Consider the following 17892-nt stretch of genomic DNA (forward strand, 5'->3'; position numbering starts at 1 on the left):
AACCGGTCAAAACTGCATGATTATGTATAACCCTGAATTGGCGTGTATTGCAGCGAATGTTAACCTATTGACAGCATTACTGATGAAAAGCAGCGAATATCATAATTTTCTAATTATGAAATGAATCCTCTGGTGGTGATAAGGTGTGGCAGTTAACCTGAACCCATATCCCCATCATATTTGAAGTGGCATCTGTGTTGGCTGCGTTCGATCACCCGTAAGAGTACGTTCATCGGGAAACGCGCCTTTGCAGCCTGGGTGTCGCTCTGAATTATCTCGGGTGCTGATATCACAATGACAAGAGAGCATGTATGACTGATTCACAAATCCGCATTGCGATTGCGGGTTCCGGCGGCCGCATGGGCCGTCAATTGATCCAGGCGGTACAACAGGTGCCTGGCGTGGTACTGGGTGCGGCGATTTCACGCCCGGGTTCAAGTCTGATCGGTGTTGATGCGGGTGAGCTGGCAGGCATAGGCAAGTTGGGCGTGGCCGTGAGCGACAGCCTGGAAAGCGTTGTCGGTGATTTTGATATTCTGATCGACTTCACTCGTCCGGAAAGCTCCCTGGCGTATCTGGCTTTCTGTGTCGAACACAAAAAAGCTATCGTGATAGGCACCACCGGTTTTGATGATGCGGGCAAAGATGCCATCCGCGCCGCTGGCGAGCAGATTGGCATCGTGTTTGCCGCTAACTTCAGCGTGGGCGTTAATCTGGTGCTGAAACTGTTGGAAAAAGCAGCCCAGGTGATGGGGGATTATACCGACATTGAAATTGTTGAAGCGCATCATCGCCACAAGGTGGATGCCCCGTCGGGGACTGCGTTGGCGATGGGGGAGGCGATTGCCGGTGCGCTGGGGCGTGATCTTAAAGAGTGCGCCGTGTATGCACGTGAAGGTTATACCGGCGAACGTGACCCAAAAAGCATCGGCTTTGCCACTATCCGCGCTGGCGACATTGTCGGTGAACACACTGCCATGTTTGCCGACATTGGCGAGCGGGTAGAAATTACCCACAAAGCCTCCAGTCGTATGACTTTTGCCAGTGGAGCAGTTAAGGCCGCTATTTGGTTAAGTAAGCGTGATAAAGGCCTGTTTGATATGCGTGATGTACTGGGTCTTGACCAGTTGTAATTAATTTATACACCATCGTGATGTGGTTGTATTAATCATAATTATATGATTAAAGGACAATAATTTTATTGTCCTTTTTTTTAACACTGAAAATGATGGTTTCGATTATTTCTGTGTTCTTGATGTGTTTTTATGTGTGTTTTAATGGGTTATTTCATCCATAATAGGCTTTGATGATGTTTTAAACCCCGTATTTTAGCGTCGCTAGTGCAATTTTTTGTCATCCCATCCCGCAACCGTTTACCAGCCCGAGTTTAGCGGTGTTTTTATGGCTGCTGGGGCTATTAAACGCCGAGAAGTGCAAAAATAAGAGAAAAAATGGCGCTTTGGGTAGACAAGCGGAGCACTCATCATTAAAATGCGCCCAATTTGCCAAAAATTGACCTTGAGGGCGGTTTTTGCATTGATTTAGATCGCGATATCTGAATTAATATGCAAATATTGTGATTGATTATTCCTTGGAGGGTGTTTTGATTAAGTCAGCGCTATTGGTTCTCGAAGACGGAACCCAATTCCACGGTCGGGCCATCGGGGCAGAGGGTACGGCAGTGGGGGAAGTGGTCTTCAATACGTCGATGACCGGTTATCAAGAAATCCTCACTGATCCTTCCTACTCCCGCCAGATCGTTACTCTTACTTATCCCCATATCGGCAATGTCGGCACCAATGCTTCCGACGAAGAATCCTCCGCAGTACACGCCCAAGGCCTCGTCATTCGTGACCTCCCACTGATTGCCAGCAACTACCGCAACGAAGAAGGTCTGTCTGATTACCTGAAGCGCCATAACATTGTGGCGATTGCCGATATTGATACCCGCAAGCTGACTCGCCTGCTGCGTGAAAAGGGTGCACAGAACGGTTGCATCATCGCCGCTGACACGCCGGATGCCGCTCTGGCATTAGCGAAGGCCAAAGCCTTCCCGGGTCTAAAAGGCATGGATCTGGCCAAAGAAGTGACCACTCAGGAAGCTTACAGCTGGCAGCAGGGGAGCTGGACACTGGAAGGCGAACTGCCGGAAGCCAAAGCAGCCTCTGAACTGCCATTCCACGTCGTGGCATATGATTACGGCGCCAAGCGTAACATCCTGCGCATGCTGGTGGATCGCGGTTGCCGCCTGACGGTAGTACCCGCACAGACGCCGGCAGATGAAGTCTTGAAGATGAATCCGGACGGCATTTTCTTGTCCAACGGCCCTGGCGACCCAGAGCCATGTGATTACGCTATCACTGCGATTAAACAGTTCCTGGAGACCGACATTCCGGTGTTCGGTATCTGCCTCGGCCATCAGTTGCTGGCACTGGCGAGCGGCGCAAAAACCGTGAAGATGAAGCTTGGCCACCACGGCGGCAACCACCCGGTGAAAGACCTGGATAACGACTGCGTCATGATTACCGCCCAGAACCACGGTTTTGCAGTGGACGAAAATAACTTGCCGGCCGAACTGCGCATTACGCACAAATCCTTGTTTGACCACACGGTGCAGGGCATTCACCGCACCGATAAAGCAGCGTTTAGCTTCCAGGGTCACCCTGAAGCCAGCCCGGGCCCACACGATGCCGCGCCGCTGTTCGATCACTTTATCGAATTGATCGAGACTTACCGTTCTAACGCCAAATAATCAGGAGCAAAAAAATGCCAAAACGTACTGATATAAAAAGCATCCTGATCCTCGGCGCTGGCCCGATTGTTATCGGTCAGGCGTGTGAGTTCGACTACTCGGGTGCTCAGGCGTGTAAAGCGCTGCGCGAAGAGGGTTACCGGGTCATTCTGGTGAACTCCAACCCGGCCACGATCATGACTGACCCGGAAATGGCTGATGCGACCTACATCGAGCCAATTCACTGGGAAGTGGTGCGTAAAATTATCGAGAAAGAGCGTCCAGACGCCGTGCTGCCGACCATGGGCGGCCAGACTGCACTGAACTGTGCGCTGGAGCTGGAACGTCAAGGCGTACTGGCCGAGTTTGGCGTGACCATGATTGGCGCGACCGCTGATGCGATCGATAAAGCGGAAGACCGTCGCCGTTTTGACGTAGCAATGAAGAAAATCGGTCTGGACACCGCGCGTTCAGGCATCGCACACAACATGGAAGAAGCGCTGGCGGTTGCCGCTGACGTTGGCTTCCCATGCATCATCCGCCCTTCCTTTACTATGGGTGGCACCGGTGGCGGCATCGCTTATAACCGCGAAGAGTTCGAAGAGATCTGCGAACGCGGTCTGGACTTGTCACCGACCAAAGAACTGTTGATTGATGAATCGCTGATCGGCTGGAAAGAGTACGAGATGGAGGTGGTGCGCGATAAGAACGATAACTGCATCATCGTCTGTTCGATCGAAAACTTCGACGCCATGGGTATCCATACCGGCGACTCCATCACCGTGGCGCCAGCACAGACATTGACCGACAAAGAATACCAAATCATGCGTAACGCCTCGATGGCGGTGCTGCGTGAAATTGGCGTCGAAACCGGTGGTTCCAACGTGCAGTTCTCGGTTAACCCGAAAACCGGCCGCTTGATCGTCATCGAAATGAACCCGCGCGTATCCCGCTCCTCGGCGCTGGCGTCAAAAGCCACCGGCTTCCCGATTGCCAAAATCGCCGCCAAGCTGGCGGTGGGCTACACCCTCGATGAGCTGATGAACGACATCACCGGTGGCCGTACCCCGGCTTCGTTTGAACCGTCAATCGACTACGTTGTGACTAAAATTCCTCGTTTCAACTTCGAGAAATTTGCCGGTGCCAATGACCGCCTGACCACCCAAATGAAATCGGTCGGCGAAGTGATGGCTATTGGCCGCACCCAGCAAGAGTCGCTGCAAAAAGCGCTGCGCGGCCTGGAAGTGGGCGCGACCGGTTTTGACCCGAAAGTGAGCCTGGATGACCCGGAAGCCTTGACCAAAATTCGTCGTGAGCTGAAAGATGCTGGCTCCGATCGTATCTGGTACATCGCTGACGCCTTCCGTGCCGGCCTGTCAGTTGATGGCGTATTCAACCTGACCAACGTTGACCGCTGGTTCCTGGTACAGATTGAAGAGCTGGTGCGTCTGGAAGAGCAGGTTGCCGAAACCGGCATCAACGGCCTGACTCAAGAGTTCCTGCGCACCCTGAAGCGTAAAGGCTTCGCTGATGCGCGTTTGGCGACTTTGGCTGGCGTCGCCGAAAGCGAAATCCGCAAACTGCGTCACGGTTATGGCCTGCACCCGGTATACAAACGTGTGGATACCTGCGCAGCGGAGTTCGCTACCGATACCGCTTATATGTACTCCACCTATGAAGAAGAGTGCGAGTCCAACCCGACCAATGACCGTCCGAAAGTGATGGTGCTGGGCGGCGGTCCGAACCGTATCGGCCAAGGCATTGAGTTCGACTACTGCTGCGTGCACGCCTCGCTGGCACTGCGTGAAGACGGTTACGAAACCATTATGGTCAACTGTAACCCGGAAACCGTGTCTACCGACTACGACACCTCCGACCGCCTGTACTTCGAGCCGGTGACGCTGGAAGACGTGCTGGAAATCGTGCGCATCGAGAAGCCTAAAGGCGTGATCGTGCAGTACGGTGGCCAGACCCCGTTGAAGTTGGCGCGTGAGCTGGAAGCTGCCGGTGTACCGATTATCGGCACCAGCCCGGATGCGATTGACCGTGCCGAAGACCGTGAACGTTTCCAACAGGCGGTGAACCGTCTGGGCCTGAAACAGCCTGCTAATGCTACCGTTGCCACTATCGAACAAGCGGTAGAGAAAGCGGCCGGTATCGGTTATCCGCTGGTGGTGCGTCCTTCCTATGTGCTGGGCGGGCGTGCGATGGAAATCGTCTATGACGACATCGACCTGCGTCGCTACTTCCAAAACGCGGTTAGCGTATCCAACGACGCCCCGGTGCTGCTGGACCGCTTCCTGGATGACGCGGTAGAAGTGGACGTCGACGCCATTTGCGACGGCGAGCGGGTGCTGATTGGCGGCATTATGGAACACATTGAACAGGCTGGCGTACACTCCGGTGACTCCGCTTGCTCACTGCCGGCGTACACCCTGAGCAAAGAAATTCAGGACGTGATGCGTCAACAGGTTGAGAAACTGGCGTTTGAGCTGCAGGTTCGTGGCCTGATGAACGTGCAGTTTGCCGTGAAGAACAACGAAGTCTACCTGATTGAAGTCAACCCACGAGCTGCACGTACCGTGCCGTTTGTCTCCAAGGCTACTGGCGTGCCGCTGGCCAAGGTGGCTGCGCGTGTGATGGCAGGTAAAACACTGGCTGAGCAGGGCGTAACGGAAGAAGTTATCCCGCCGTACTACTCGGTGAAAGAAGTGGTACTGCCGTTCAACAAATTCCCAGGCGTTGACCCGATTTTAGGGCCAGAAATGCGCTCTACCGGGGAAGTGATGGGCGTTGGCCGCACCTTCGCAGAAGCTTTCTCCAAAGCGATGCTCGGCAGCCAGTCAGGCATGAAAAAACAGGGCCGCGCACTGCTCTCTGTGCGTGAAGGCGATAAAGCCCGCGTGGTGGACCTGGCCGCAAGCCTGTTGAAACAGGGCTTCGAGCTGGATGCCACTCACGGCACCGCCGTGGTGCTGGGCGAGGCGGGAATTAACCCGCGCCTGGTCAACAAAGTGCATGAAGGCCGTCCGCACATTCAGGATCGTATCAAGAATGGCGAATACACCTACATCGTTAACACCACGGCCGGTCGTCAGGCGATTGAAGACTCCAAGTTGATTCGCCGCAGCGCACTGCAGTACAAAGTGCATTACGACACAACCCTGAACGGCGGCTTTGCCACTGCGATGGCGCTGAAGGCAGATCCGACCGAGCAAGTGACGTCGGTGCAGGAGCTGCACGCACGCATCGGCAAGTAATTCGATAATGCCGTAAGCCTCAGGGCGCTGCAGCTGCAGCGCCCTTATTTTTTTAACTTGTTCAGGGAATTTGTTGTCTTGAATTAGAAATTTCCGCTATCAATCATTCAGCAAACTGTCACCCTGTGTGATTGGTATATGCTTGATGTATTAGCATGGAACGAAGGAACGACGACAACATGATTCTCATTATTTACGCCCATCCCTATCCCCGGCATTCGCATGCCAATCACCGTCTGCTACAGGCAGTGAAGGATATTCCTGAGGTGGAGGTGCGCTCGTTGTACGAGCTGTATCCCGACTTCAATATCGATATCAATGCCGAGCAGCAAGCCTTGGAGCGCGCCGATCTGGTGGTGTTGCAACACCCGATGCAGTGGTACAGCCAACCGCCGTTACTGAAACTGTGGATCGATAAAGTGCTGGAACATGGCTGGGCTTATGGCCATGAAGGCAATGCCTTGGTGGGTAAAGATGTGCTGTGGGCAGTAACCAGCGGTGGCGATGAACACCATTTCGAGCTGGGCGATTACCCCAACTTTGCAGCACTGGCACAACCGTTGCAGGCGACCGCATTGTATTGCGGCATGAATTGGCTGCCGTATTTTGCCGTGCATAACACCTTTACCTGCAATGAGCCGGCGTTGATGGCCGCTGGGGAAGCCTATCGCCAAAGGCTGATAACGTATCTGATGGAACACAGCGAACCCGTTGAGCAGGGAGTCGAAAATGGATAATCACCAGATGATGATTGAGGGGCTGATCTATTTAGGATCGGCCGCATTGTTTGTGCCGATCGCAGTGCGGCTTGGACTGGGCTCTGTGCTGGGCTACCTGATTGCTGGCTGCATTATTGGTCCCTGGGGGCTGAAGCTGGTTTCCGACGCTGAGTCGATCCTCACCTTTGCCGAGATCGGCGTGGTGCTGATGTTGTTTATCATCGGCCTGGAGTTGGATCCGAAACGGCTTTGGACGTTGCGGGCATCGGTGTTTGGCGGCGGTATTATTCAGATGGCGTCGTGCGGGCTGGCGCTGAGCGCGTTTTGTTATTTCCTCGGACTGGACTGGAAGGTGGCGCTGCTGATCGGTCTGACTCTGGCATTGTCTTCCACCGCGATTGCCATGCAGGCCATGAGTGAGCGTAACCTGACGCCATCGCCGATTGGTCGCAGCGCGTTTGCGGCGTTGTTATTCCAGGATATCGCGGCGATCCCTTTGGTCGCGATGATTCCGCTATTGGCCAGCAGCGGTACTGCGACCACGTTGGCATCATTCGCCCTGTCGGCTGCCAAGGTGGTTGGGGCATTGGCGACGGTGGTACTGCTTGGTCGCTATGTCACTCGACCGTTGCTGCATTTTGTCGCCCGTTCCGGTATGCGCGAAGTCTTCAGCGCCGTAGCACTGTTCCTGGTCTTTGGTTTTGGCATTCTGCTGGAAATGGCCGGGCTGTCGATGGCGATGGGGGCTTTCCTCGCTGGGGTGATGTTAGCGAGTTCTGAATACCGCCACGCATTGGAAAGCGATATTCAGCCATTCAAAGGGCTGTTACTCGGGCTGTTCTTCATCGGTGTCGGCATGTCTATCGACTTCGGCACCCTGTTCCACCACCCGTTGCTGATCGCGTCGCTACTGCTGGGCTTTATGCTGATTAAAGCAGCGTTACTGTGGCTGATTGGGCCGTGGCTGGGGGTGCCAAAACGTCAGCGTGGCATGTTTGCCATCTTGTTAGGTCAGGGCAGTGAGTTTGCTTTTGTGATCTTTGCGGCTGCGCAACTGGCTGGGGTCTTGCCGCCAGAATGGGCTAAGTCATTGACGCTGTCAGTGGCCCTGTCGATGGCGATGACCCCCTTGTTGTTGGTCGTGGCCGCCCGGCTTGAGAAGAACGCGCCGAAAGATGAACGTCCGGCGGATGAGATTGACGATGAGAATGCCAGTGTAATCATTGCCGGGTTTGGTCGCTTCGGCCAGATTGCCGGCCGTTTATTGCTGGCCAATGGTGTGCATACCGTGGTGTTGGATCACGACCCAGACCATATTGAAACTCTGCGCAAGTTCGACACGAAAGTATTTTATGGCGATGCCACCCGTGCCGATCTGCTGGAAGCGGCGGGGGCTGAGCACGCCAAGGTGCTGATTAATGCTATCGACGACGTAGAGGCCAACTTGCAACTGACCGAACTGGCCAAGCGGCATTTCCCGCATCTGAAGGTGGTGGCGCGTGCACGTGACGTTGATCACTGGTATCAGCTGCGGCAGTTGGGGGTGGAAAGCCCGGAACGTGAAACCTTTGAAAGTTCACTGCGTATCGGTCGTGAAGCACTGGAGCTGCTGGGGCTGGATGCCTACGAGGCACGTGAGAAAGCCGATACCTTCCGCCGTTATAACCAGAAAATGCTGGAGGAAACGCTGGAGAATTACCAGGATACAGAATTCCGCATTGCCAGCTTGCAGCGGGCCAAAGAGATGCTCAGCGCTGCTATCGAGCAGGACCAAAATCGGCTGGCGAGAGTACAGCAAAGTGGTTGGCGTGGCAGTATTGACGGTAAGGCACCGGAGGATGAGGTGGTAGAAGCCAAGGGATAATCATGCTGATATTGACCCAAAGTACGGGATGTTGCGGTTAAGCGGCAAGTCCATGAATCCCCGGGAGCTTGGTGAGCCAAGTGACCGGGGTAAATGTATGCCGTCAACAACGCGGCAGCGACAGGTAAGAAGGGGCAATTAACTGAGCGCGACCTTGATACCCAAGGCAATCAGCATGCCGCCCAGTACTTTGTCGACGATCTTCTGGGTCTTTTCCAGCCCACGGCGTACCGGCCCGCTTTGTATCAGGAATACCAACGCCGGCCACCAGAGGGCAGACAGCCCAAGAATAATCCCCGCGTACCAGAGTTTTTCGCCCAGCCCAGAGTTGATCTGCAGTACCTGAGTGAAGACCGCCAGGAAGAATAACGTGGCTTTTGGGTTAAGCAGATTACACAGATACCCTTGTACAAAGGCGTTTTTCAGGCTCACCTGCTGTTGCGGCAGATTACTGACATTCATTTTGCTGCCACCGCGTGACAGTAACGCCTGAATACCAACCCAAATCAGGTATACCGCTCCCGCGTATTTCAGCACATTAAACAACCAGGGTGTGGTCGTGATCACCACCGCCAAGCCGGCGACACAGTAAGACATATGGGTCGCGACACCGCAGAACACACCGAAGGCGGTCATCATGGCAGCCAGCCGCGGATAACGGGCCGCGTTTTTGATCACCAGGAAAAAATCCGGACCTGGCGATAGCATCCCTAAAGCGGCAATACCGGCAACGAACAGCGAAGTTTCAAGCATGATTTGACTCTCTGCACAAAAGGCCCAATTGCGCTGATAATAACGCCGCTTCTCCTGATGCGCATCAACCAAATGAGGTAATGTTTGACTCTATGATAAACATTCCTGCCCGCCGTCTTTCAAGCCGCAGTAGTGAAAGCCAGAGGGTCTACTCAGCGCGAACCCCGGGACATTATGCAACAGCCGACAACGACAGACATCCCGCCGCCACAGCGGCAACAACGTGAAATCACTCGGCTGTGCATTCAGTGTGCTTTGCTGCTGTTACAACATGGCGCTGAAAGCACGGTAGTGGAGCAGTTATCGACTCGGCTGGGGATGGCGCTGGGGATGGACAGCGTGGAAAGTTCGATCTCGGCCAATGCGGTCGTGCTGACGACGCTCAGTAACGGTGAATGCCTGACCACGACACGCAAGAATGTTGACCGCGGCATCAATATGCAGATGGTGACCGAGGTACAACACATCGTCATTTTGGCGGAGCATCGGCTCGCCGATGCGCATGACGTTGCCCGGCGTTTCGAGAAAATCCGTCCGCTGCGTTACCCACGCTGGTTGGTCGTGTTGATGGTGGCGCTGTCTTGCGGCTGCTTCAGCGTATTGAACGGTGGTGATCAAAAAGCATTTGCAGTCACCTTTATCGCCAGTGGCCTGGCGATGTCTGTGCGCCAAATGTTGACGGCTCGTCATATGAATCCGCTGATTAACTTTTGCCTGACGGCGTTTGTCGCTACATCGGTTTCCGGCCTGCTACTGCGATTGCCGGTGTTTAGTCAAACCTCCACGGTGGCGATGGCGGCCAGCGTACTGCTGCTGGTGCCCGGATTCCCGCTGATTAACGCGGTCGCCGATATGTTCAAGGGGCACATTAATACTGGTTTGGCGCGTTGGGCGATGGCGAGCTTGCTGACGTTGGCCACCTGTATCGGTGTAGTGATGGCGATGGCGCTATGGGATCTGCGGGGGTGGTCATGAGTTTGCTTTGGGCCTTACTGCAGGACATGTTGCTGGCGGCGGTGCCGGCGCTGGGCTTTGCCATGGTATTCAACGTGCCGCTGCGTGCCTTGCGTTATTGCGCATTGTTGGGCGCGGTGGGCCACGGTTCCCGTATGCTGATGATGCACGCAGGAATGAACATCGAATGGGCGTCGCTGCTGGCAGCTATTTTGATTGGCATCATCGGCATTTATTGGTCTCGCTGGCTGCTGGCACACCCAAAGGTGTTTACCGTGGCAGCCGTGATCCCGATGTTCCCCGGTATCTCCGCGTATACCGCGATGATCTCAGTGGTTGAGATTTCGCATTTGGGTTATAGCGAGGCGCTGATGGCCACGATGATGAGTAATTTTCTCAAGGCCTGTTTTATCGTCGGCGCGTTATCGATCGGGCTGTCATTGCCTGGGCTTTGGTTGTATCGCAAACGTCCCGGCGTCTGAGGATTTACGGGCAAGAAAATATGGGTATTAGTTATGCTGATAAGAGCTATCTTATATATTCATATTGCTTGATTAGCCTATCGACGGCAGATAGGGCTTTACGTATAGTGTGAGCAATTTTGCTGCCTACACAGGGTTTAACAATGATTATCAGCCTGATCGCTGCCTTGGCGGCGGATCGCGTTATTGGTATGGAAAACGCCATGCCGTGGCACCTGCCAGCAGATTTAGCGTGGTTTAAACGTAACACGCTGAATAAACCGGTTATTATGGGCCGTAAAACTTTCGAGTCCATTGGTCGCCCGTTGCCGGGGCGCCATAATATCGTTTTAAGCAGCCGTCCTGGCAGTGAAACCGGGGTGACCTGGGCGACGTCACTGGACGAAGCACTGGCCGCTGCTGGCGATGTCGAAGAAGTCATGGTGATGGGGGGGGGGCGTATTTATACCCAATTCCTGCCACGCGCCAACCGCATGTACCTGACGCATATCGATGCCGAAGTCGGTGGTGACACCCATTTCCCGGACTATGAGCCGGACGAATGGGAAACCTCGTTCAGTGAGTTCCACGATGCTGACGAGCTGAATTCTCACAGCTATTGCTTTGAGATTTTAGAACACCGCTAATCACCGGGTGTTAACCATATCCTCCAAAGGGCGCAAGAGATTGCGTCCTTTGTCGTTTCTGCGGCAAAAGGTTTTCTGACTTTTAGCTGTAACATTTTCGTCACATTTCCTGATTAGTATGAAGCCCAACTCTGAGCGCCCGGCAACTCTGGTGAATCTTGATCGCGGCGCCATATTAAAAAAGGAAATAAACCTATGACGACTAAAATTGAGCAATTAGATGCCGATCGCCTGACCGACCCCACCCGCCGCAAGTTACTGCTGGGCAGCGCAGGTGCCGTTGGCCTGGCCGGTTTCCTCGGCGGCGGTATTTGGACCCTATCCGCTGACGCATTGGCAGAAGATTTACCGCCAAACAAGCTGTTAGGTTTCAAGGGCATTGCAGCCTCAACCGCGGATGAGGTGGCGATTGCACCGGGATATCGCGCGGAGGTGCTGATCTCTTGGGGGGAACCGTTGGTTGAGGGCGCTGCCGCTTTTGACCCGCAGGGCAACAACAGCGCTGCCGACCAGGAAAAGCAGTTTGGTGATAACAACGATGGCATGAGTTTCTTCCCGATTGATGACAATCACGGCGTGATGGCCATCAACAACGAATACGTTAATGAGCAGTATCTCTTTGCCCACGGTGGCACCAAAGCCACCAGCCTGGAGGACGTGCGTAAATCACAAGCCGCACATGGTGTTTCCATTGTTGCGGTGCGCCGCGACGGTGATAGCCAACGCTGGGAAGTAGAGCGTCCGTCACGCTATAACCGCCGTATCACGGCCAATACCGAAATGCAGTTCAGCGGCCCGGCTGCCGGCCACCCGTTGTTGCAGACGGCGGCTGATCCTAGCGGACGCAAGGTGTTGGGCACCTTCGGCAACTGTGCTAACGGGAAAACGCCCTGGGGCACTTACCTGACCTGCGAAGAGAATTTTGATACTTATTTTGGTACTCACCAGGCGGATTACAAGACGACGGCAGAACAGAAACGCTACACGCTGAAAGTGAGCGAACCGGAGCGTAACTGGCCGGATTATGACGAGCGTTTTGATGTGGCGAAAAATCCAAACGAATTCAACCGCCACGGTTGGATTGTCGAAATTGACCCAATGAATCCAACGTCGACACCGATCAAACACACCGCTCTGGGGCGCTTCAAGCATGAAAATGCTGCCGTTACTGTCGCAAAGGATGGCCGCCTGGTTGTTTACATGGGGGACGATGAGCGCGGTGAGCACATTTATAAATACGTTTCCAAGGGTGTGGTTGACGTGGCTAACCCTGCCAATAATCGTACCCTGTTGGACGAAGGCACGCTGTATGTGGCGCAGTTTGATGGCGATGCCGCCGGTACGCCGTTGAAGGGCACAGGGCGTTGGATTGCCCTGGAGTTCGGCAAGAATGGGCTGACACCGGAAAATGGCTTCCGTGACGAGTCTGAAGTGCTGATCTTCGCCCGTAAAGCGGCGGCGCAGGTTGGGGCAACCAAAATGGACCGCCCTGAATGGATCGCGGTCAATCCTCACGATGGTCGAGCCTACTGCACGTTAACCAATAACAGTAAGCGTGGCGAAGAGGGCATGCCGCTGAACGCGGCGAACCCGCGCCCGAATAATGTCTACGGTCAGATCATCCGTTGGGATGAAGGTGGCGATGCTACGGCGGCGTCATTCACCTGGGATATTTATGCATTGTGCGGCAACCCTATTGCGCACCCGGAAGGGGTGAATCGTGGTACGCCCAATATTACTGCGGAAAATACCTTCAATAGCCCGGATGGCCTGGGCTTTGATAAATCCGGTCGCCTGTGGATCCTCACTGACGGTAAATACAGTAATAAGGGCGACTATGCTGGGCAAGGGAACAACCAGATGTTGGTGGGGGATCCACTCAGTGGTGAGATTCGTCGCTTTATGGTCGGCCCGAAATCCTGCGAATTGACCGGTATTACCTTCACTCCGGATTACAAGACGATGTTTGTCAACGTACAGCACCCGGGCGAAGAAGGCGATTCCCATTTCCCGAACAATAGTCCGCGCCCGCGTTCGTCAGTATTGATGATTACGCGTGAAGACGGTGGTGTTATCGGGGCTTAAGGCGAAAACAGTGGGGCGGCTTTAACCGCCCCACTCTAATTATGACGCGACCTGTTGGTGCACGCTGTCCTGAGAATCACGGCGGTGAGCCGGTTGGGTAAAGTACTGCTGATCTTCCCAACGTAGCATGGTCAGATCGCCCCCCCAACAACAGCCGGTATCAAGGCCAATAACGCCTGCGGGTGTGCCCTTACCTTCCAGTGATGCCCAGTGACCAAAGATAATGGTGTAATCGGCATCAACCAATCGCGGTAATTCAAACCAAGGCTTGAGCGGGGCAGGCGCTGTGCCTGGCGCATCTTTGCAGATCATATCAAGCTGGCCGTTCGGGAAGCAGTAACGCATGCGTGTCAGGGCATTGGTGCTGAACCGCAGGCGAGCCAATCCGCTCAGCTCTGGGCTCCAGTTGTTCGGCATATCACCGTACATGGCGTCGAGGAACAGCGGATAGCTGTCGCTGCTCAATACGGCCTCGACTTCACGGGCGCAGACTTGTGCCGTTTCAATGTCCCATTGCGGAGTGATCCCGGCATGTGCCATCACCAGTTTGAGTTGCTCATCCACTTGCAGCACCGGTTGGCGGCGTAGCCAGTTGATAAGCTCATCAGCGTCAGGGGCTTCCAGCAACTGAGTGATGCGGTCTTTGGGCTTATTACGACTGATGCCGGCATAGACAGCCAACAGGTGCAGATCGTGATTGCCCAGGACCATACGTACCGCAGGGCCGAGTGAACGTACGTAGCGCAGCACGTCCAACGAGCCGGGGCCGCGGGCAACCAAATCGCCGGTCAGCCATAGGCGGTCATGCAGAGGATCGAAAGCAACTTGGGCCAATAGCGACTGCAGTTCATCAAAACAGCCATGAACATCGCCGATGAGATATGTCGACATAGAATTAGTGAATCAGTGTTGGAATAGCTAAGCGGAACACGGGAATAGCGGTCTGGAACGGTTGACCCTGATGATCAACCATTTCGTAATGGCCTTCCATGGTACCCAGTGGCGTTTCAAGGATAGCGCCGCTGGTGTATTGGAATTCTCCCCCAGGTGGAATGAGGGGTTGTTCGCCAACCACGCCTTCACCCTGAACTTCAGTCTGACGGCCATTACTGTTGGTAATCAACCAGTAACGCCCAAGCAGTTGCACGTTGAAACGCCCCAAATTGCGGATGGTGATGGTATAAGCGAAGACGTAACGTTCTTCCTCAGGTATCGATTGTGATTCCACATAGACACTTTGTACCTGAATACATACACGGGGCGAATCAATCATGACCACTACTCCTTATTGCTGCGGCGCGGGATTGGCTGAAAGCCAGTTAGCCAGCTTACAGTATTGCGCCACAGAAATATTCTCTGCTCTAAGTACCGGATCGATACCCAATTCCGTCAGTTGCTCTGGTGTGAACAGATCACCCAGGCTGTTGCGGACCGTCTTCCGGCGTTGGTTGAACGCCTGAGTTGTTATCCGGCTTAGCATACGTACGTCACCCACCGGGTTCGGGTTCACAAGGTGCGGAACCAGACGTACCACAGCGGAATCCACTTTTGGCGCCGGGGTGAAAGAGGTCGGTGGCACTTCCAGCACCGGGATGACATTGCAGTAGTACTGCGCCATTACGGTTAAACGCCCGTAGGCTTTGCTGTTTGGCCCAGCAACAAGACGATTGACGACTTCTTTCTGCAACATAAAGTGCATGTCGCGGATGGCCTGAGTATAGCTGAAAAGGTGGAACATCAGCGGCGTCGAAATGTTATACGGCAGGTTACCAAACACGCGCAGCGGTTGGCCAGCCTGCTCGGCCATTTCGGCAAAGTTCACCGTCATGGCGTCTTGCTGGTGGATGGTCAGTTTGTCTTTCAGCTGTGGGTGATTCGCCAGGCGAGCCGCCAGATCGCGGTCCAGCTCAATCACCGTCATGCGGTCCATGCGTGCGCCAACCGGCTCGGTCAATGCACCCAAGCCGGGTCCGATTTCAACCACCGCTTCACCCGGCATGGGATGAATGGCGGAGACAATGCTATCGATGACAAACTGATCGGTTAAAAAGTTCTGTCCAAAGCGTTTGCGGGCAAAGTGCCCTTGGTGGACTTTATTATTCATTACAATTAATTATCATTTTAATGGCGAGATTCAAGGCCGTTTTGAAACTGCCTGCATCGGCGGTGCCGGTGCCTGCAAGTTCTAAAGCGGTACCGTGGTCGACCGAGGTACGGATAAAAGGCAAACCGAGGGTAATATTTACCGCCCGGCCGAACCCTTGGTATTTTAGCACTGGCAGACCCTGATCGTGATACATCGCCAGCACAGCATCGGCATGTTGCAGATACTTGGGCTGGAACAGGGTGTCTGCCGGCAGTGGGCCAATAAGATGGGTACCTTCAGCACGCAGCGCGTCGAGCGCCGGGATAATGGTATCGATCTCTTCGCGGCCCATATGGCCACCTTCTCCGGCATGCGGGTTCAAGCCACAGACATAAATTTGTGGTTGTGCAAGGCCAAATTTGGTTTTCAGGTCATGGTCGAGAATATGGATGACTTCATGCAGACTTTGCTGGGTGATAGCGCCAGGCACAGCCAGTAAAGGCAGGTGAGTGGTCGCCAACGCCACGCGCAGCTCTTCCGTTGCCAGCATCATCACGACACGATCGCAGCCGCTGCGATCGGCAAAGAATTCGGTATGGCCAATAAAGGGGACACCGGCATCATTGATCACGCCCTTGTTCACCGGGCCGGTGATCAGTGCGGCGAATTCGCCATTCAGACAGCCGTCGCAGGCGCGTGCCAGCGTTTCCACGACGTAGGCGCTATTGCCCACGTTCAATTCACCTGCTACGACCGCATGAGCGAGCGCGACGGGTAATACCGTCAGCGTACCGGCTCGCTGTGGCTGGGCAGGCTGTTGAGCTTGATAGTCGCGCAGTTGCAACGGCAGGTTTAACTGCCGGGCGCGCTCAAGCAACAAGGCCGGATCCGCGCACACCACCAGTTCAACAGGCCAATCCTGTTGTGCCAGCACTGCCACTAAATCCGGCCCAACCCCGGCAGGCTCGCCGGGGGTGATTACGATGCGATTATTGTTGTGCATTACCGTCAAGGATCTTCACGTAAGCCTGAGCACGTTGTTCCTGCATCCAGGTTTGCGCTTCTTCTGCAAACTTGCGGTTGAACAGCATGCGGTAAGCACGGTCTTTCTGCGCCGCGTCGGTTTTATCCACCTGACGCGTATCCAGCAACTGAATCAGGTGCCAGCCGAAGGAAGAGTGCACTGGTTGGCTGATTTCGCCTTTACTCAGTTTCATTAAAGCATCGCGGAAAGCAGGATCGTAGATGTCTGGAGAAGCCCAGCCCAAATCACCACCCTGAAGTGCAGAACCTGGATCCTGAGAAAGCTGTTTGGCTTCGTCAGCAAACTTGGCGCGGCCGCTCTTAATTTCTTCAGCAACGGCTTGCAGTTTTGCACGAGCCTGATCGTCGGTCAGCACCACGGAAGGCTTCAGCAGAATATGGCGTGCATGAACCTCGGTGACGGATACCGACTGGTTGGCGCCGCGGATATCGTTCACTTTCAGAATGTGGAAGCCGACACCGGAACGGATTGGGCCGACCACATCGCCTTTTTTGGCGTTAACCAGTCTTTCAGCGAACAGCGTAGGGATTTCCTGCAGCTTGCCCCAGCCCATGTTGCCGCCTTTCAGCGCCTGGGAGTCCGCGGAGTAGGCGATCGCCAGCTTGCCGAAGTCGGCACCACCGTTGATTTCACCCATCAGTTTTTTCGCCAAGGCTTCTGCGTCGTCAACCTGTGCCTGCGACGGGTTTTCCGGCAGCGGGATCAGGATGTGACTGATGTTCATTTCAGTATCGCTACCGTTCTGAGCGCCAACCTGCGTTGCCAGTGAGTCCACTTCCTGAGGCAGGATGGTGACGCGTCGGCGAACTTCGTTGTTACGCACTTCAGAAATCAGCATTTCCTTACGGATCTGCGAACGGTAAGTGTTGTAGTTCAAGCCTTCATACGCCAGACGGCTGCGCATCTGATCGATGCTCATTTTGTTCTGTGCAGCGATGTTACTGATGGCTTTGTCCAGATCGGCATCGGAAACGGTAATGCCCATTTTCTTGGCCATCTGCAGCTGGATGTTATCCATAATCAGGCGTTCAAGGATTTGGTGACGCAGTGTCTTGTCATCCGGCAATTGTTGCCCGGCTTGCTGCGCATTAAGTTTCACCGACTGCAACAGGGTGTTTACGTCGCTCTCAAGCACAACGCCGTTATCCACGACGGCGGCGACTTTATCCACTTCTTGGGGTGCTGCGAACGCGGTATTGGCGCAAACCACCAATCCGAGAATAAGCGTTCTCCAGTTCTTCATACATTTCCCATTATGTAATCCGCAAATGCGGGTGAAAGTTCTCG

Annotated in this window: 15 protein-coding genes; 9 read left to right on the plus strand and 6 right to left on the minus strand. The window is 54.4% G+C overall.

Annotated elements, in window-relative coordinates:
* Window positions 1-311: 311 nt before the first annotated feature.
* From dapB to kefC, 5 genes are all read left to right on the plus strand, one after another.
* Window positions 312-1133 (plus strand): 4-hydroxy-tetrahydrodipicolinate reductase, encoded by an 822-nt coding sequence (dapB, locus tag AC2FC2_RS13210; protein WP_265555805.1) that lies wholly within the window; start codon window positions 312-314, stop codon window positions 1131-1133.
* A gap of 470 nt (window positions 1134-1603) precedes the next feature.
* Window positions 1604-2752 (plus strand): glutamine-hydrolyzing carbamoyl-phosphate synthase small subunit, encoded by a 1149-nt coding sequence (gene carA, locus AC2FC2_RS13215; protein WP_265555804.1) that lies wholly within the window; start codon window positions 1604-1606, stop codon window positions 2750-2752.
* Between the two features lie 14 nt (window positions 2753-2766).
* Window positions 2767-5991 carry a carbamoyl-phosphate synthase large subunit gene (gene carB / locus AC2FC2_RS13220; protein WP_209635007.1) on the plus strand — a complete coding sequence of 1075 codons (3225 nt, stop codon included), beginning with the start codon at window positions 2767-2769 and terminating at the stop codon, window positions 5989-5991.
* A gap of 179 nt (window positions 5992-6170) precedes the next feature.
* Complete coding sequence (kefF, locus tag AC2FC2_RS13225; protein ID WP_209635009.1) at window positions 6171-6728, plus strand: glutathione-regulated potassium-efflux system oxidoreductase KefF; 558 nt, start codon at window positions 6171-6173, stop codon at window positions 6726-6728.
* Window positions 6721-8574, plus strand: a complete 1854-nt coding sequence (gene kefC / locus AC2FC2_RS13230) for a glutathione-regulated potassium-efflux system protein KefC (RefSeq protein ID WP_404760394.1) — start codon at window positions 6721-6723, stop codon at window positions 8572-8574. The genes kefF and kefC overlap by 8 nt, the downstream gene beginning before the upstream one ends.
* Before the next feature lie 138 nt (window positions 8575-8712).
* On the opposite strand, the gene AC2FC2_RS13235 is transcribed toward kefC, so the two are convergent.
* On the minus strand, window positions 8713-9327 hold the full coding sequence (locus AC2FC2_RS13235) for a LysE family translocator (RefSeq protein WP_209635011.1): 615 nt from the start codon (window positions 9325-9327) through the stop codon (window positions 8713-8715).
* Between the two features lie 174 nt (window positions 9328-9501).
* Between AC2FC2_RS13235 and AC2FC2_RS13240 the strand changes: the two genes are divergently transcribed.
* The 4 genes from AC2FC2_RS13240 (at window position 9502) to AC2FC2_RS13255 (ending at window position 13474) form a co-directional block, all read left to right on the plus strand.
* Window positions 9502-10302 carry a threonine/serine exporter family protein gene (locus AC2FC2_RS13240; protein WP_265555800.1) on the plus strand — a complete coding sequence of 267 codons (801 nt, stop codon included), beginning with the start codon at window positions 9502-9504 and terminating at the stop codon, window positions 10300-10302.
* A complete protein-coding gene (locus AC2FC2_RS13245) occupies window positions 10299-10763 on the plus strand; it encodes a threonine/serine exporter (RefSeq protein WP_209635013.1) in 465 nt (154 codons plus the stop codon). The genes AC2FC2_RS13240 and AC2FC2_RS13245 overlap by 4 nt, the downstream gene beginning before the upstream one ends.
* A 143-nt stretch (window positions 10764-10906) precedes the next feature.
* Window positions 10907-11389: a type 3 dihydrofolate reductase gene (gene folA, locus AC2FC2_RS13250; RefSeq protein ID WP_037420718.1), complete on the plus strand. Its 483-nt coding sequence runs from the start codon at window positions 10907-10909 to the stop codon at window positions 11387-11389.
* A gap of 195 nt (window positions 11390-11584) precedes the next feature.
* Window positions 11585-13474, plus strand: coding sequence for a PhoX family protein (locus AC2FC2_RS13255; protein ID WP_490659370.1), 1890 nt, complete (start codon window positions 11585-11587; stop codon window positions 13472-13474).
* Between the two features lie 39 nt (window positions 13475-13513).
* On the opposite strand, the gene apaH is transcribed toward AC2FC2_RS13255, so the two are convergent.
* The 5 genes from apaH to surA are packed head-to-tail and all read right to left on the minus strand — an operon-like array spanning window position 13514 to window position 17848.
* Complete coding sequence (gene apaH / locus AC2FC2_RS13260) at window positions 13514-14365, minus strand: bis(5'-nucleosyl)-tetraphosphatase (symmetrical) ApaH (protein WP_490659371.1); 852 nt, start codon at window positions 14363-14365, stop codon at window positions 13514-13516.
* Window positions 14366-14369: 4 nt separating this feature from the next.
* Window positions 14370-14747: a Co2+/Mg2+ efflux protein ApaG gene (gene apaG / locus AC2FC2_RS13265; RefSeq protein ID WP_012005174.1), complete on the minus strand. Its 378-nt coding sequence runs from the start codon at window positions 14745-14747 to the stop codon at window positions 14370-14372.
* A gap of 12 nt (window positions 14748-14759) precedes the next feature.
* Complete coding sequence (gene rsmA, locus AC2FC2_RS13270) at window positions 14760-15578, minus strand: 16S rRNA (adenine(1518)-N(6)/adenine(1519)-N(6))-dimethyltransferase RsmA (RefSeq protein WP_037420728.1); 819 nt, start codon at window positions 15576-15578, stop codon at window positions 14760-14762.
* Window positions 15571-16563 (minus strand): 4-hydroxythreonine-4-phosphate dehydrogenase PdxA, encoded by a 993-nt coding sequence (gene pdxA / locus AC2FC2_RS13275; protein ID WP_490659372.1) that lies wholly within the window; start codon window positions 16561-16563, stop codon window positions 15571-15573. Before pdxA ends, rsmA begins: the two co-directional genes overlap by 8 nt.
* Window positions 16550-17848 carry a peptidylprolyl isomerase SurA gene (surA, locus tag AC2FC2_RS13280; RefSeq protein WP_209635017.1) on the minus strand — a complete coding sequence of 433 codons (1299 nt, stop codon included), beginning with the start codon at window positions 17846-17848 and terminating at the stop codon, window positions 16550-16552. Before surA ends, pdxA begins: the two co-directional genes overlap by 14 nt.
* Between the last annotated feature and the right edge of the window lie 44 nt (window positions 17849-17892).

The organism is Serratia sp. CoH_122_TC_1, from assembly GCF_058191755.1.

Bases quoted from the DNA above. Each gene is read 5' to 3' on its own strand.
- dapB (WP_265555805.1), top strand. From the start codon at position 312: ATGACTGATTCACAAATCCGCATTGCGATTGCGGGTTCCGGCGGCCGC.
- carB (WP_209635007.1), top strand. From the start codon at position 2,767: ATGCCAAAACGTACTGATATAAAAAGCATCCTGATCCTCGGCGCTGGC.
- kefF (WP_209635009.1), top strand. From the start codon at position 6,171: ATGATTCTCATTATTTACGCCCATCCCTATCCCCGGCATTCGCATGCC.
- kefC (WP_404760394.1), top strand. From the start codon at position 6,721: ATGGATAATCACCAGATGATGATTGAGGGGCTGATCTATTTAGGATCG.
- AC2FC2_RS13235 (WP_209635011.1), bottom strand. From the start codon at position 9,327: ATGCTTGAAACTTCGCTGTTCGTTGCCGGTATTGCCGCTTTAGGGATG.
- AC2FC2_RS13240 (WP_265555800.1), top strand. From the start codon at position 9,502: ATGCAACAGCCGACAACGACAGACATCCCGCCGCCACAGCGGCAACAA.
- AC2FC2_RS13245 (WP_209635013.1), top strand. From the start codon at position 10,299: ATGAGTTTGCTTTGGGCCTTACTGCAGGACATGTTGCTGGCGGCGGTG.
- folA (WP_037420718.1), top strand. From the start codon at position 10,907: ATGATTATCAGCCTGATCGCTGCCTTGGCGGCGGATCGCGTTATTGGT.
- AC2FC2_RS13255 (WP_490659370.1), top strand. From the start codon at position 11,585: ATGACGACTAAAATTGAGCAATTAGATGCCGATCGCCTGACCGACCCC.
- apaH (WP_490659371.1), bottom strand. From the start codon at position 14,365: ATGTCGACATATCTCATCGGCGATGTTCATGGCTGTTTTGATGAACTG.
- apaG (WP_012005174.1), bottom strand. From the start codon at position 14,747: ATGATTGATTCGCCCCGTGTATGTATTCAGGTACAAAGTGTCTATGTG.
- rsmA (WP_037420728.1), bottom strand. From the start codon at position 15,578: ATGAATAATAAAGTCCACCAAGGGCACTTTGCCCGCAAACGCTTTGGA.
- pdxA (WP_490659372.1), bottom strand. From the start codon at position 16,563: ATGCACAACAATAATCGCATCGTAATCACCCCCGGCGAGCCTGCCGGG.
- surA (WP_209635017.1), bottom strand. From the start codon at position 17,848: ATGAAGAACTGGAGAACGCTTATTCTCGGATTGGTGGTTTGCGCCAAT.